Source organism: Devosia sp. MC532 (assembly GCF_016461625.1).
Lineage (GTDB): Bacteria > Pseudomonadota > Alphaproteobacteria > Rhizobiales > Devosiaceae > Devosia.
This window is the reverse complement of the sequence record NZ_JAEMNZ010000005.1, coordinates 233,936-246,306: the sequence shown is the minus strand read 5'-3', so window position 1 is coordinate 246,306 and position 12,371 is coordinate 233,936. Positions and strand designations below refer to the sequence as shown.

Sequence of the window (12,371 nt, the reverse complement as noted above, 5' to 3'; positions counted from 1 at the left end):
GATGCGCCGTGTGGTCATTGAGAGCTTGCCCTCTCCCCGCGAAGGGAGAGGGCTGATCACAGTGCTGACCGGTGTGTCAGAAGAGGCCAGAGGCCTCTTACGCGCACATAGGCGCGGGTTCTGCCGGGCCGAGCTCGCCGCCAAAGATCGACGCGTCGTAGGTTGCGGTCTCGCGATCGACTTCCTGAACGACGTTGAGAACGTCGAATTCGCTGGTCGGAGCGGCGTTACCCTGCACCACAAGAACGGACTTCATGCACTGGTGGTCTTCAGCGCGGTAGAGCGTCTTGCCGTTACCCATGCCGTCGAACTCATGGCCTTCAAGGGCCTTGATGACTTCTGGCGGATAGAAGGTGCCAGCGCGTTCAACGGCATCTGCGTAAAGCAGCATCTGCACATAGGCCGTATGCGCGGCCTGTGACGGCGGCGAGCCGTAAGCAGCGCCGAACGACTTGGTGAAGGCGATAGAGCCTGGGTCTTGCAGGTTCCAGTGCCAGTTCGAGGTGCCGAAGACGCCACGAACAGCTTCGCCAGCGCCCTTCGCCATCAACTCGGAGATGAGCGGAGTGACGATTTCGAACTGGTGACCGTTAGCCTGACGGTCACGCAAACCGAACTGAACTGCCTGTGGCAGCGAGTTCACCATGTCGAGGCCGTAGTGGTTGAGGATCAGTACGTCCGCGCCCGAGTTCAGAATTGGGGTGAGGTACTGAGAGTAGTCGGACGAGCCGAGCGGGGTGCGAACGGTGGCAACGGTTTCCCAACCGAGTGCTTCGGTAGCAGCCTTGATCGATTCTTCCTGGGTCCAGCCCCAAGTGTAGTCGGCGGTGAGGTGGTAGGCGCGACGGGCCTTGCCATACTGCTCGCCGAGAACTGGACCGAGAGCGATACCGGACTGGTAAGCGTTGAAGAAATGGCGGAAGCCATAACGACGCTTGTCCTTGCCGGTGGTGTCGTTGGAGTGCGTTAGCCCGGCCATGAAGATGATGCCGAGTTCCTGACACAGGCTCTGCACCGCAATCGCTTCACCTGAGGACGAACCGCCGGTGATCATGATAGCGCCGTCGCGTTCGATCATGCGGGTGGCACCAGCACGCGCCACGTCGGATTTGGTCTGGCTGTCGGACGACACATAGCCGACCTTCTTGCCGAGGATGCCGTTGCCCTTGAGGGCAGTGGGGGTGAGCACATTGAGCAGACCGCCATCGCCTTCACCGTTCAGGTGCGCAATTGCCAGCTCATAAGCTTTCTGTTCGTCAGCACCTTCTTCGGCGTAAGCGCCGGTCAGGGGCAGGTTGAGGCCGATGGTAACAGTGTCACCAGTCGGGTTGTTGCAGAACTCTTGAGCCCAAGCCCCCTGGGTGAACACCATAGGAGCAACACCGGTACCGATGATGCCCGCCATGCCAGTCTGCAAAACCCTGCGTCGGTTCAATCCACGCGTGAGTAGTGTCATTGATCTCCTCCTTTGCGCGCGGGGCAATTGATACTTTGCCAATGGCTCACCGCACACCGCAGTATTCACGCGATTAGAAAATCTCGACAATAGGTCATTGTAAAAGCTCGAATATTTTGTAAAGACTTGATCTAATGGTGTCTGGTATTTGTCAATTCATTTACTGATCGCTGTTGTGGTGGGGGCGGAAAATGCGTGCGCCGATTGGGTTTAGGGTCAGTAATGCGCGGAAATCTTTGAAGATTTCTCAGGCGGATCTGGCGCGTAGAATTGGTATCTCACCCAGCTATCTGAACTTGATCGAGAACAATAAGCGCGACGTTGCGGGGGCGCTCCTGCAGCGCATTGCGCATGAGCTCAACATCAATATTGATGATCTGACCGGCGAGGCAGAAAGCAAACTGCTCTCAGACCTCGAAGAAATTTACGCGGACCCGCTGCTTGATTCACTGCCGTTCCAGCCGGATGAGCAGCGCAATCTCGTGGCGCAATATCCGGCGAGCGCCATGGCACTGGCGCGGGTGCATAGGGCTTATGTGCAGGCTTTAGAACATGCCGACAGTTATGCGGACCGGCTACGCTCGGACCCCTTGTTGGCGCAATTGCTGCACCAAGTGTTGTCGAGCATCACGGCAGTGCGCTCGGGGGCGGAAATTCTCGAGGATGTGCCAGACTTGGGGGAGGCGGAACGCAGGCGGTTTGTTGATGCCATTGGGCGCGAAACCCGCAGTCTGAGCGATCTGGCGCGCAATCTGATCGGTCACTTTGAAAACGCCAGCGATGCGCGGCGCAGTGTTTCGCCGGCGCGCGAGATCGATGATCTTCTTATCGAGCGAGAGAACTATTTCCAGTCGCTGGAAGACGCGGCGATGGGTTTGCGCTTGCAGATCGATGCGGGCGGGGGCTTTGGCATGACGACGCTGACGCGGCTCCTTGAGGATAAATTCGGGGTGCGCGTTGTGGTGGGGGGAAAAGCGCCGGGGCGCGGGACGGATTTTCCGGGGCAGTATCGGTTTGATCCGCCGAGCAACATTCTCTGGCTGCAGGGGGCGAGCACACTTGCGACGCGGCAGTTTCAGCTGGCGCGGCTCTTTGGGGAAATGACAGCCGCGGATGTGATCGATCGTGAGATGGCCAGTTTCAAGCTAACGACAGAAGAGGCGTTGCGTCTCGCGCGTCGGGCGCTTGGGTCCTACCTCGCTGGGGCGATTGTGTTTCCCTATTCTCAGTTTCTGGCGGCGGCGGAAGCGGCGGCCTATGATATTGACGCGCTGCGCCAGCATTTTAACGCCAGCTACGAGCAGGTGGCGCATCGGCTGGTGACGTTGAGACGGCGCGGTGAGGAAGGCATTCCCTTCGGCTTTTTGCGGTCCGACCCTGCAGGGCGCCTCACCAAGCATTTCCCCTTGCCCGGCTTGCTGCTGCCATACTCGGGTCACGCGTGTCCGCTTTGGGCGATCTATGGGGCTTTCCGCACGCCCGACGTGCCGGTGCGGCAGTTGGTGCAGTTCTCGGACGGTGGGCGATATTTGTTTCTGGCACGGACTGTGCAGCGGCGGTCTGCGGCGTTTCATGAAGTGCCGGTCATGGCCTCGGTGATGCTCGCATGTGACGTGCTGCATGTGGATCGCACCGTTTATGGCAGGGGCATGAATTTGGCCGATAGCGCGGCCGACGTGCCTGTTGGGCCAAGCTGCCGATTGTGTACGCGGGCCGATTGCACCAGCCGCCAAGAGGAAGCGATGGGCCCCTCTGGGAGTGTGCCAGCCATGCGGACCGCGCTGGTGCCTGATGGATTTACCCTTGGCTCCGCGCCTTGATTATGCGTAACTAGTCCTGCCTGCGGAGGGGAGACTGCGGGCAAGGGGGGAAATTGGCTATCGATGTTTTGATTGCCGAAGATGAGCCAAGCATATTGGATTCGCTCGACTTTATTCTGCGCCGTGCGGGGTGGAATATTGAATCAGTGACCGATGGCGACGCCGTCTTGGAAAGAGTGCGATTCAATCGCCCTCGCGTTTTGGTGCTCGACGTTATGCTGCCGAAGCGCAGTGGCTTTGATGTGCTCAAACAGCTGCGCAGCGAAGCGAGTACGCGGGACCTGCCCGTGCTCATTTTGACTGCAAAAGGCCAGCAGCAGGATCGACGCATTGCCGAAGATCTGGGCGCAGATGCCTTTGTAACCAAGCCCTATGCCAATGCTGAGGTGGTGGGCGTGGTTCGGCAATTGTTGGGCGAAGATGGTTGAGCGCCACCGCAAATTGGTTGCGGGTCTGTTGGTGCTGACGATAGGCTCAGCGCTGCTGGTGCTGCCACCGTTTGTGCATCTGTTCAATCATCCAGCCCATATCTTCGGCATTCCCAACATCGTCGCTTATCTCTTCGCGGTATGGGCGCTGATGATCGCTGCGACGGCTGTTTTAAACGCCGCCGTGGGCCGCAAGCGCGGGCGCAAGGGCGAAGGCGGGTAGGGCAATGCTGTCAGCTGATTTCGTCATCGCGACAGCTATAGCTTATGTCGGCCTGCTGTTCCTTTTGGCCTATGTCGGGGATCGGCGCGCACGGCAGGGGCAAAAATCCTGGCTCAATTCCTCGCTGGTCTACACGCTCTCCATTTCGGTCTATTGCACCAGTTGGACCTTTTATGGTGCGGTGGGAAACGCGGCCCGTAGTGGCTTGGAATTCCTAACGATTTACCTTGGGCCGACGCTGGTGTTCGTCGGTTGGTATTTTCTTTTGCGGCGTTTGGTGCGGATTGGTCATATCCATCGCATCACGTCGGTCGCCGACCTTTTGTCGTCGCGTTTCGGCAAGTCGAGCCGCTTGGGCGTTTTGGTTACTTGCATCGCCGTGGTCGGGATTGCGCCTTACATCGCGCTGCAGTTGAAGGCGGTGACATCGTCTATTCAGGCCGTTGCTGGCGCGTCGGAATTCGGCCAAGGCAGTTTGAAGGGGATTGATGACATCGGTCTCGCCTTCGGCATTGCAGCCGGGATGGCGCTGTTCACAATTCTCTTTGGCACACGGCATGTCGACGCCAAGGAGCAGCACCACGGGGTGGTTGCTGCCATTGCCTTTGAAGCGGTTGTCAAACTCGTCGCCTTGGTCGCGGTAGGGCTCTTTGTGGTCTACATCGGGGGCGGTTTTGAGGGCATTTTCACCCGCGCCGCTGAGAGTGGCATTGTGCTCGATACGCGGCACAGCTTTGATAGTCGTTGGATTACGACCATGATCTTGTCGGTGGCAGCGATTGTCTGCTTGCCGCGACAGTTTCAGGTGACGGTGGTTGAGAACTCCAATGAGGATCATCTGCGCGTCGCAGGCTGGGTGTTCCCGGCCTATATGATGCTGATGAGCGTCTTTATCCTGCCCATCGCCATCTATGGGCTGACGGTATCGGAGCCGGGCGCAAATCCGGATATGTTCGCGCTGACCATTCCGCTGCAATCCGGGCAGACAGGTCTGGCGCTGTTTGCCTTTATAGGCGGGTTCTCGTCGGCGACGTCGATGATCATTCTGGAGTCCATCGCGCTCTCGATCATGGTCTCGAACCATATCATTATGCCGCTGGTGCTCCGCTTCACGGCGGCGGGGCAAAACTCTGACGGGCAAGGGGTGAGCCATGTGCTGCTGCCGGCGCGACGGGTATCCATCGTTCTGATCCTGTCGCTTGGGTTCTTCTACTATTTCTTCACGCGTGACAGCGATGCGCTGGCGCCGATTGGGCTGATTTCATTCGCCGCAATTGCGCAGTTTTTCCCGTCGCTTCTGGCGGCGATCTTTTGGAAAGACGCTTCGCTCAAGGCGGTGACGACCGCCATTCTCGCTGGCTTTATTGTTTGGGCATGGTGCTGCTTCCTGCCCTCGTTCGAGAGTGTCTCGCCTTCGGTTTCGGCGCTGTTGCAGGCTGGGCCTTGGGGCATAAGCTGGTTGCGACCGGAAGCCATGTTTGGGCTTGAAGGCTGGGACTCCCTCGCTCATGCCACGTTCTGGAGCCTGTCGGTCAACATCGCTGTGCTGATCATTGGGTCTCTCGTAACGACCCCTTCAACCTTGGAGCGCATTCAAGCGACGGCGTTTGTCGATGTGTTCAAGCGCGGCAATCTCCTGCAGCATAATTTTATGCGAGGGTCGGCGACCGCAAATGATCTCTACTTTGTGGCTGAGCGTGTGCTGGGCGATCGGCGGGCTGCGGCGCTGTTTGAAAGCGCGGCGCGCGAGAGTGGGGTGGAGCCAGCGCTGCTTGAGCCGACGCCGGAGTTTATCGGGCGACTTGAGCGCGAACTGGCGGGTTCGATTGGCGCATCTTCGGCCCACGTTATGCTGTCCAAGGTTGTGGCCGGTGGTGACGTGTCGCTCGAAGAGATGATGCAGATGGCTGACGAAACTCAGCAAGTCATTGAATATTCGCAGCAATTGGAGAAAACCTCGGCGGAGTTGCGGGTTACGGCGCGCAAGCTGGAGGATGCCAATGCGCAGTTGCGCGAGCTCGATAGCCAGAAGGACGAGTTCCTCAGTCAGGTGAGCCATGAGGTGCGCACGCCGATGACCTCGATCCGTTCGTTCTCTGAAATCCTGCTGGAAGCGGGCGATTTGGACGATGGGCAAAGGCGCAAGTTCACCACCACCATCCATCAAGAGAGCCTGCGCTTAACGCGATTACTCGATGAAATCCTCGATTTGAGTGCGCTGGAGCGTGGGGAGCGGAGTTGGCAAAACCAGCCCGTTGATGCGGAAATTGCGCTCGACCGGGCGATCACGGTTTGCGATGCGCTGTTGCGGCAACGGGGGATGCGGCTCGAACTGGGTGAGCGCTCCCATGTGACCATGATCGAGGGGGACGCTGACCGGCTGTGTCAGGTTTTCATCAACCTCATTTCCAACGCCGTGAAATACAACGATGCGGAGGAGCCGTTGGTGCGGATTTCCTCTTCGGTGCGGGCGGGCAAATATGTCGTCGAAATCTCTGACAACGGCCCGGGGATTTCCAAGCGTAACCGCAAGCTCGTGTTCCAGAAATTCTGGCGCGGTGTGGAGGGGAGCGGGGATCAAGGTGGCGCGGGTCTGGGGCTTGCCATTAGCCGCCAGATCGTGACGCGGATGAACGGCACACTGGAGCTTGTGCCGGGCGTGTTACCCGGCGCAAGTTTTCGTATTCGCCTGCCGGTGATCAAATAGCTCAGTCGTGCCCATCATCTGGAATGGCGAGGATATGGCCACAGGACTTGCAGTGGATGGCGTCTGGTTCGTGACGGCGTAAGCCGCATTGCGGGCAAGGGAAGGACACCTTGTGCGGACGGAACACCAGCTGCGCGAGGCGCACGAACAGCGAAATGCCGATGATCATGATGACGATCGACACGAGCTTTCCGAAGGGGCCGGGCAGGGTGATGTCGCCGAAGCCTGTCGTCGTCATGGTGGTGACGGTGAAGTAAAGCGCGTCGATATAGCCATTGATGTCAGAATCGCGCTTGGCAAACGCGGTATAGACGAACCCCGTGACGACGAAGATGAAGACCAAAAGGTTGATGATGGCCTGGATGGTCTCGCGGTAGTCCGAAAGCCCGTGCTTTTCCAAATCGCGCCAGAAGAAGTTGGACTTCGATAGGGTCCATAGGCGCAGTATGCGCAAGAAGCCGAAGTTGAAGAGCCAGGTCGGGGCCAAAAGGGTGATCAGAATAAAGATGTCGATTACAACCGGCAGCTGCCGCGCCCAACGCAATGGATGCGTTGACGCGAGGCCTCGCGCCACGAGATCGAGCCCCAAAAGCGCAGCGATGGAATAGTCGAACCAGATATAGGTGCTGGATTCGCGTAAGAATGGCGTCGCGATAAAGAAGCCAATAATGGCAAGATCGACGACCAGAATCGTTGCTTGAAACCGCACGGCCATAGGCGATTGGCCGTGGTAGAGAATGCGCAGGAGAGATCGGAACCGGGTAAAAGGGTGTGCGTGGACACGCTTTTCTTGCGGTGAAGTGTCGTCGCTATTTGCCATGGTCCCCGGCAGGTTTTGTTGCATTCTCGGCGTATCACGCCACCACTTGCAAAAGCCTCAACGCAATATCGGTTCCAAAAGTGCCAATTCCTGACATGGTCGGTGTTGCCGATACGGGCGCATCACTGTATGTGCGTTAACCTAATAAACGCCGCGCTGTCTGCGGCAAGGGTGCCTTATGAAGCTTGCTTTTGTTATTCCGGCCTACAATGAAGAAGTGCTGATTGGTCAGTGCCTCCAATCTGTGCTGGCTGAAATTAAGCGCGCTGGCATTCCTGCCGACGTAATTGTGGTCAATAACGCTTCGACCGACCGGACCGGCGAGATTGCTCGCAGTTTCGATGGTGTCACCGTGGTTGATGAGCCCAAGAAGGGACTGGTCAATGCGCGCGACGCGGGCTTTGCCGCGAGCGAGGGCTATGATCTCGTCGCCAATATCGACAGCGATACCATCGTGCCCGAAGGCTGGCTGGATGTGGTGATGCGCGAATACGCGGCAGATCCAAAGCTGGTGTGCGTTTCCGGCCCCTATATCTATTACGATATGGCGTGGCACAACCGTGCGATGATTGGCGGTTTTTATCTGCTGACCAAGCTGATTTATATCCTCAACCGCTACATCCTGCGCGTCGGTTCTGTGGTGCAGGGCGGCAATTTCGTGTTCAAGCGTCAGGCTTGGGCCGATGTTGGTGGCTATAATCGCGAAATCGAATTCTTCGGTGAAGACACCGACGTGGCTGTCCGCCTGTCGCGTGTTGGCAATGTGAAGTGGACCTATAAGCTGCGGATGAAGACCTCCGGTCGTCGTCTGGAGAAGGAAGGCGTCTTCGCAACTGCTGGAACTTACACGCTAAATTTCTTCTGGGTGACGTTCCGCGGCAAGCCTGTCACTAAGGAATATAAAGATATCCGCGATTAAAATTCGCGGACTCTCAATCTGATAATGATAGGTTAGACTGATGCAACCGCAGGCGCGGTTGGAGGCAGTCCATCTATGAGTGTCACTACTGATCTTCCAAGTGTAGCAGCCGTTCAGGCTCTGGCCCGTCAACAGGGGCAGACTGTGGAAGCGCGCGTGGTTGGCCAGCTGCCCAATGGCTCGACGGAAGTTCAGGTCGGGCGGCAGACCATGACACTGCAACTGCCCGCCGCCCAGCCGGTTGGTACGACGCTCACATTAGCGGTTCAGCAAGTTGAGGGGCAGGTTCGGGTATCGCTGCTCTCGGTCACCCCGGCCGTGACAAATACGCTGGCGCCGCCGACCAGTTCGCCAGCAGGCTCCCCCATTTTGCCGGTTAATCCGCCCGCGACGCAGGTGCAGCTTTCGCCCTTGGCGCAGCATGTGACCTTGCCGCCGCCAGGGCCGAGCAATGGTGGCGCTCCGGTGACGCCGCAGGCCTTGCCCCCGGGTGCTCCGCTGCCGCCGCCGACGCCGCCAGCACAGACTTACGCACCGACGCACCAGCAATATTCCAATCCCCAGGCAGGAGCGCGCTCTGATGCGCCGCCACAGCTGCCTATTGCCACTGCCGTTCCGCCCTTTGTGAAGGGGACGGTGGCCTACCAGCCTGCGCCGATGCCCGTTATCGCAGCGGTTGATGCTGGTGGGGCGGCACAACTGGGTGACCGCCCGCCTTATGGGATGTCGTCGTCGGGGCAGCCGTTTGGGCAGGCGAATCTAGGCTCGCCAGCGCGTGCTGATGGGGTGCCGGCCAATCCTGCGGCCTCCGCAGCGACGCCGCAGAGCGCGAGCGCACAGGCCACTGCCAATGCGCAAGCGGCAGTGGCGCAAATGGTGTCGCAAGCGTTGCCAAAGCAGAACAGTGTTGCGGCGTTGAATTCGGTCATTTCGGCGGTCGCTGGCCGCGTGCCTCTGCCGCCTGATGTGCTGAAAGCGGCGCAGGGCGTGTTCGGCCAGCAGATGAATCTGGATGGTGGCGCAATCGATCCGCTCGTGCTCAAAAATGCCGTCAAACAATCGGGCATTTTCCATGAGACACTCCTAGGGGCTGGTCAGGCGCAAAGCGCAAATGGCGACCTCAAAGGATCACTTCTGGGCCTGCAGCGCGCCCTCGGCGCATGGCTCGGGAGTAATGCGGAGATGGTGCAGCAATTGTCGCAATTGCCTCCGCCGCTCAAGGGGCTCAATCCACGGGTGCGGCAGCATCGTGAGGATGCCAATGGCCTACCGCGCGATCCGACCGAGATCGGCAAGATCCTTCTCGATCGGACTGAGGCCAGTCTGGCGCGCTTGCGCTTGCATCAAGGGGCTTCCATGCCGGACCAAAGCCAAACTGTGGGGCGGCAGGATCAATCGTGGAGCCTTGATATCCCGGTGCAATACGCCGGGCACCACACGGTGCTGAGCCTTCAAATTCAGGGGGAAGCGCCCGAAGAGGAGACACCAACCGCCGACCGCGGATGGCAGGTTCGTTTCGCAATCCATTTGGCCGAGCAGGGCGAAGTCGGCGCGCAGTTGTCTCTGCGTGGCAAGCGGACCAACGTATTGATCTGGGCCGATCAAGAAGCGACGGGGCAGGCGCTTAAAGAGCACATTGAACAGCTGCAAACGGGGCTTGAGAGCGTCGGACTACAACCGGGCGCGGTGATTGTGCGTGTCGGGGCTCCAGCCAGCCCGGAACGCGCTGCCGGCCATAGCTATGTGGATGCGACGACATGAGCGATGACGCAATGCCCACCAAGCCGCGGATCGCGGTCGCTCTGCAATATGAGGAGGGGTCACTCGAGGCCCCGCGCGTTGTTGCTAAGGGCCGTGGCTTTGTCGCTGAGAAGATTATCGAGCTGGCCGAAGAGCACGGCGTGCTCGTGGAAACCAACCCGATACTGGCAGAGGCGCTGAGCGGGGTCGACCTCGACGAGGAAATTCCCGTTGAGCTTTATGAGGCCATGGCCGTGGTCATTGGCTACGTGCTGCGCCAGAGCAAAGGGTTTTAGCGGGTCGAGCGCTTCTCATAGAAGGCGTTGCCGCCCGCTTCGAGCACGTAGTGCATGTTGTTGTACGGGAAGCTGAGCCCTGCGGTGTGGAAGTGCTGGGCATTTTGCACGCCGGGGTGACGATCGCCGCGCATCACCGAGTCTGCAACCTGTGAGGCGAGCACAGCGCCGCTGTCCGTCATCGGCTTGGTGAGTACGCCCTGAGCGAACTGGTTCTTCTGCCCGACAACGCCGCATACGGATTTAGGATAGCGCGGATCGTTTACGCGATTGGCCACAACAGTACCGACCGCAAGCATGCCCTCGGCGCTGGAGCGATTGGATTCGAAATACATCGCGCGCATCATGCATTCTTTTTCGCTCATCTGGTTCCAAGCGAAATTCATGCCGAGGAAAGAACACCCGCCAAGGGTCGACGCTGTGATAGCGACAGCGGTGAGGCGCAATAGGGCGCTGGACAGGCGGGGCATGGACCATCTCCGAGACTAGTGCATAAGCAGCTCTTGGGCAGAAATTGCCCGGTTACGCTTAAGAAAAGCCTCAGAGATGTGGTTAAAATCCAATTACTTGCTGCGAAGCAGGGTGCTCAGCAATACGATCGTGCCGATGACAGCGATAACCGGTAGCGGATCGTTTTTGACGGCGCGTACGGCGCGACGCGATTGTTCTCCTGCGGTCTCAGCGATTTGGGTGCCATAGCGTGCGGCTTCTCTGGTGAGATCGGCAAGGCTGTCGCCCCATTCATCGCTGACATGGGATGCCCTGTGAGAAACCGAACCGGCCAAATGCCCGGCGTGATTTGTCGCACTATGGCTCAGTTTGCGGATGTCGCGGCGCAGGTTTTCGAGCTGGGCTTCAAGTCCACGCTTCTTTGGGCGAACGCCGAGGCGGAGTAAGATGTCGTCAATGGTCATGGTCATCCTCGTTTTGCCAATCAACGAGATAGAATGGCTGCAGGTTCCGACTTGCCCTTGAACGAACACAGTGCAGCGCCATTTAGAAGAAGATGAGAGGTGCTCAAATGAACAAGAGTGCGCAGCGACTGAACCGTCTGTTTGATAGGCTGGAGCGGAGCATACCGCCGTTCGCGGCGCGATGGTTGGCGCGCGTGCGTCGCCCTGAGGCGCGGATTATCCGCGTCCCCTTGGGCATTCTCCTCGTCTTCGGCGGGATTTTTAGTTTCCTGCCGGTGCTCGGCGTGTGGATGTTGCCGCTCGGGTTGCTGCTCCTGGCGCTTGATCTGATCTTCCTGCAGAAGCCGGTGAACTACACGGTTTTGCGCGGTAATCGCTGGTACAACAACTGGAGCCGCTCGCGCCGCGATAAAAAAGCGGAGCGCGAGAAAGAGCAAGATCCCGAGGTCTAGGCGCGGTTGGCCCAATAGGCCTCGATGATGTCGACGGCCTCGGCCAGTTTCTCGTCTACGATATGGAGATATTGGGTCCAGTGAGCGAGCTCGGTAACGTCTGACTTGCCATCCGAGATGCCGCGCAAGGCGATCAGCGGCACGCTAAAACTCTGGCAAGCTCGCAGGACGGCGAAGGTCTCCATATCGACCATATCTTCAGCTACGCGGTCATAAGCGGCACCCGACACAACATTTGCCCCTGTCGAAAGCGTGGCGGGCTTCAGGCCCGGCACGTGTGGTGCCAAGGGCATGGTGATCGGGATATCGGCGAGGGGTGTTAGGCCCTTTTCAAAGCCTAGCGCTGTGGCGTCCATATCGCGATAAGCGACCGAGGTCGCTTGATACACTTCACATTGATTAAGGCGCTGCGACCCGGCAGAGCCCAAAGAAACGACCAGCGTCGGAAGATTGGTCGCGCGTTCGGCGAGAGCACGCATGGTGCCCACGGCCGCCTCGACCGGACCAATGCCGATCATGACAGGTGAAATACGCTTTTGCAGGTGTGGGCCATATTCTGCAGGCGCGGCCATGAGATAGAGAATAGTCATGCCCTT

General features: G+C 58.7%; 12 protein-coding genes and 1 pseudogene. 8 read left to right on the top strand and 5 right to left on the bottom strand.

The features are described 5' to 3' along the window. Positions 1 to 97: 97 nt before the first annotated feature. On the bottom strand, positions 98 to 1,456 hold the full coding sequence (locus tag JHC09_RS08830) for a substrate-binding protein (RefSeq protein ID WP_199531638.1): 1,359 nt from the start codon (positions 1,454 to 1,456) through the stop codon (positions 98 to 100). A 191-nt stretch (positions 1,457 to 1,647) separates the two neighbouring features. Between JHC09_RS08830 and JHC09_RS08825 the strand changes: the two genes are divergently transcribed. Genes JHC09_RS08825 through JHC09_RS08810 form a run of 4 tightly spaced genes read left to right on the top strand, consistent with a single transcriptional unit; the run spans position 1,648 to position 6,634 of the window. Further along, positions 1,648 to 3,276, top strand: coding sequence for a short-chain fatty acyl-CoA regulator family protein (locus tag JHC09_RS08825; protein WP_282567675.1), 1,629 nt, complete (start codon positions 1,648 to 1,650; stop codon positions 3,274 to 3,276). Between the two features lie 53 nt (positions 3,277 to 3,329). Then, positions 3,330 to 3,704 carry a response regulator gene (locus JHC09_RS08820; RefSeq protein ID WP_169196352.1) on the top strand — a complete coding sequence of 125 codons (375 nt, stop codon included), beginning with the start codon at positions 3,330 to 3,332 and terminating at the stop codon, positions 3,702 to 3,704. Beyond that, positions 3,697 to 3,927, top strand: coding sequence for a hypothetical protein (locus JHC09_RS08815; RefSeq protein ID WP_199531636.1), 231 nt, complete (start codon positions 3,697 to 3,699; stop codon positions 3,925 to 3,927). The genes JHC09_RS08820 and JHC09_RS08815 overlap by 8 nt, the downstream gene beginning before the upstream one ends. 4 nt (positions 3,928 to 3,931) lie before the next feature. Beyond that, the gene (locus tag JHC09_RS08810) at positions 3,932 to 6,634 is read left to right on the top strand and encodes a sensor histidine kinase (RefSeq protein WP_199531635.1); all 2,703 of its coding nucleotides are present in this window, start codon (positions 3,932 to 3,934) and stop codon (positions 6,632 to 6,634) included. Position 6,635: 1 nt separating this feature from the next. On the opposite strand, the gene JHC09_RS08805 is transcribed toward JHC09_RS08810, so the two are convergent. Then, on the bottom strand, positions 6,636 to 7,454 hold the full coding sequence (locus tag JHC09_RS08805) for an ion channel (protein WP_199531634.1): 819 nt from the start codon (positions 7,452 to 7,454) through the stop codon (positions 6,636 to 6,638). Between the two features lie 178 nt (positions 7,455 to 7,632). On the opposite strand from JHC09_RS08805, the gene JHC09_RS08800 reads away from it, so the two are divergent. The 3 genes from JHC09_RS08800 to JHC09_RS08790 all read left to right on the top strand — a co-directional run bounded on the left by JHC09_RS08800 (position 7,633) and on the right by JHC09_RS08790 (position 10,409). Further along, a complete protein-coding gene (locus JHC09_RS08800) occupies positions 7,633 to 8,373 on the top strand; it encodes a glycosyltransferase family 2 protein (RefSeq protein ID WP_169196356.1) in 741 nt (246 codons plus the stop codon). Between the two features lie 75 nt (positions 8,374 to 8,448). Then, on the top strand, positions 8,449 to 10,134 hold the full coding sequence (locus JHC09_RS08795) for a flagellar hook-length control protein FliK (RefSeq protein ID WP_199531633.1): 1,686 nt from the start codon (positions 8,449 to 8,451) through the stop codon (positions 10,132 to 10,134). Then, on the top strand, positions 10,131 to 10,409 hold the full coding sequence (locus JHC09_RS08790) for an EscU/YscU/HrcU family type III secretion system export apparatus switch protein (protein WP_199531632.1): 279 nt from the start codon (positions 10,131 to 10,133) through the stop codon (positions 10,407 to 10,409). Before JHC09_RS08795 ends, JHC09_RS08790 begins: the two co-directional genes overlap by 4 nt. A 5-nt stretch (positions 10,410 to 10,414) precedes the next feature. On the opposite strand, the pseudogene JHC09_RS08785 reads toward JHC09_RS08790, so the two are convergent. Together JHC09_RS08785 and JHC09_RS08780 are read right to left on the bottom strand one after the other, a co-directional pair. Further along, positions 10,415 to 10,879, bottom strand: a pseudogene (locus JHC09_RS08785) (cell wall hydrolase); the annotation flags it as partial. Positions 10,880 to 10,972: 93 nt separating this feature from the next. Beyond that, positions 10,973 to 11,323 (bottom strand): hypothetical protein, encoded by a 351-nt coding sequence (locus JHC09_RS08780; protein WP_169196360.1) that lies wholly within the window; start codon positions 11,321 to 11,323, stop codon positions 10,973 to 10,975. Positions 11,324 to 11,430: 107 nt separating this feature from the next. On the opposite strand from JHC09_RS08780, the gene JHC09_RS08775 reads away from it, so the two are divergent. After that, a complete protein-coding gene (locus tag JHC09_RS08775; protein WP_199531631.1) occupies positions 11,431 to 11,775 on the top strand; it encodes a hypothetical protein in 345 nt (114 codons plus the stop codon). Here JHC09_RS08775 and JHC09_RS08770 read toward each other — a convergent pair. Further along, positions 11,772 to 12,365 (bottom strand): 5'-methylthioadenosine/S-adenosylhomocysteine nucleosidase, encoded by a 594-nt coding sequence (locus tag JHC09_RS08770; protein WP_199531630.1) that lies wholly within the window; start codon positions 12,363 to 12,365, stop codon positions 11,772 to 11,774. The genes JHC09_RS08775 and JHC09_RS08770 overlap by 4 nt on opposite strands. Positions 12,366 to 12,371 lie beyond the last annotated feature (6 nt).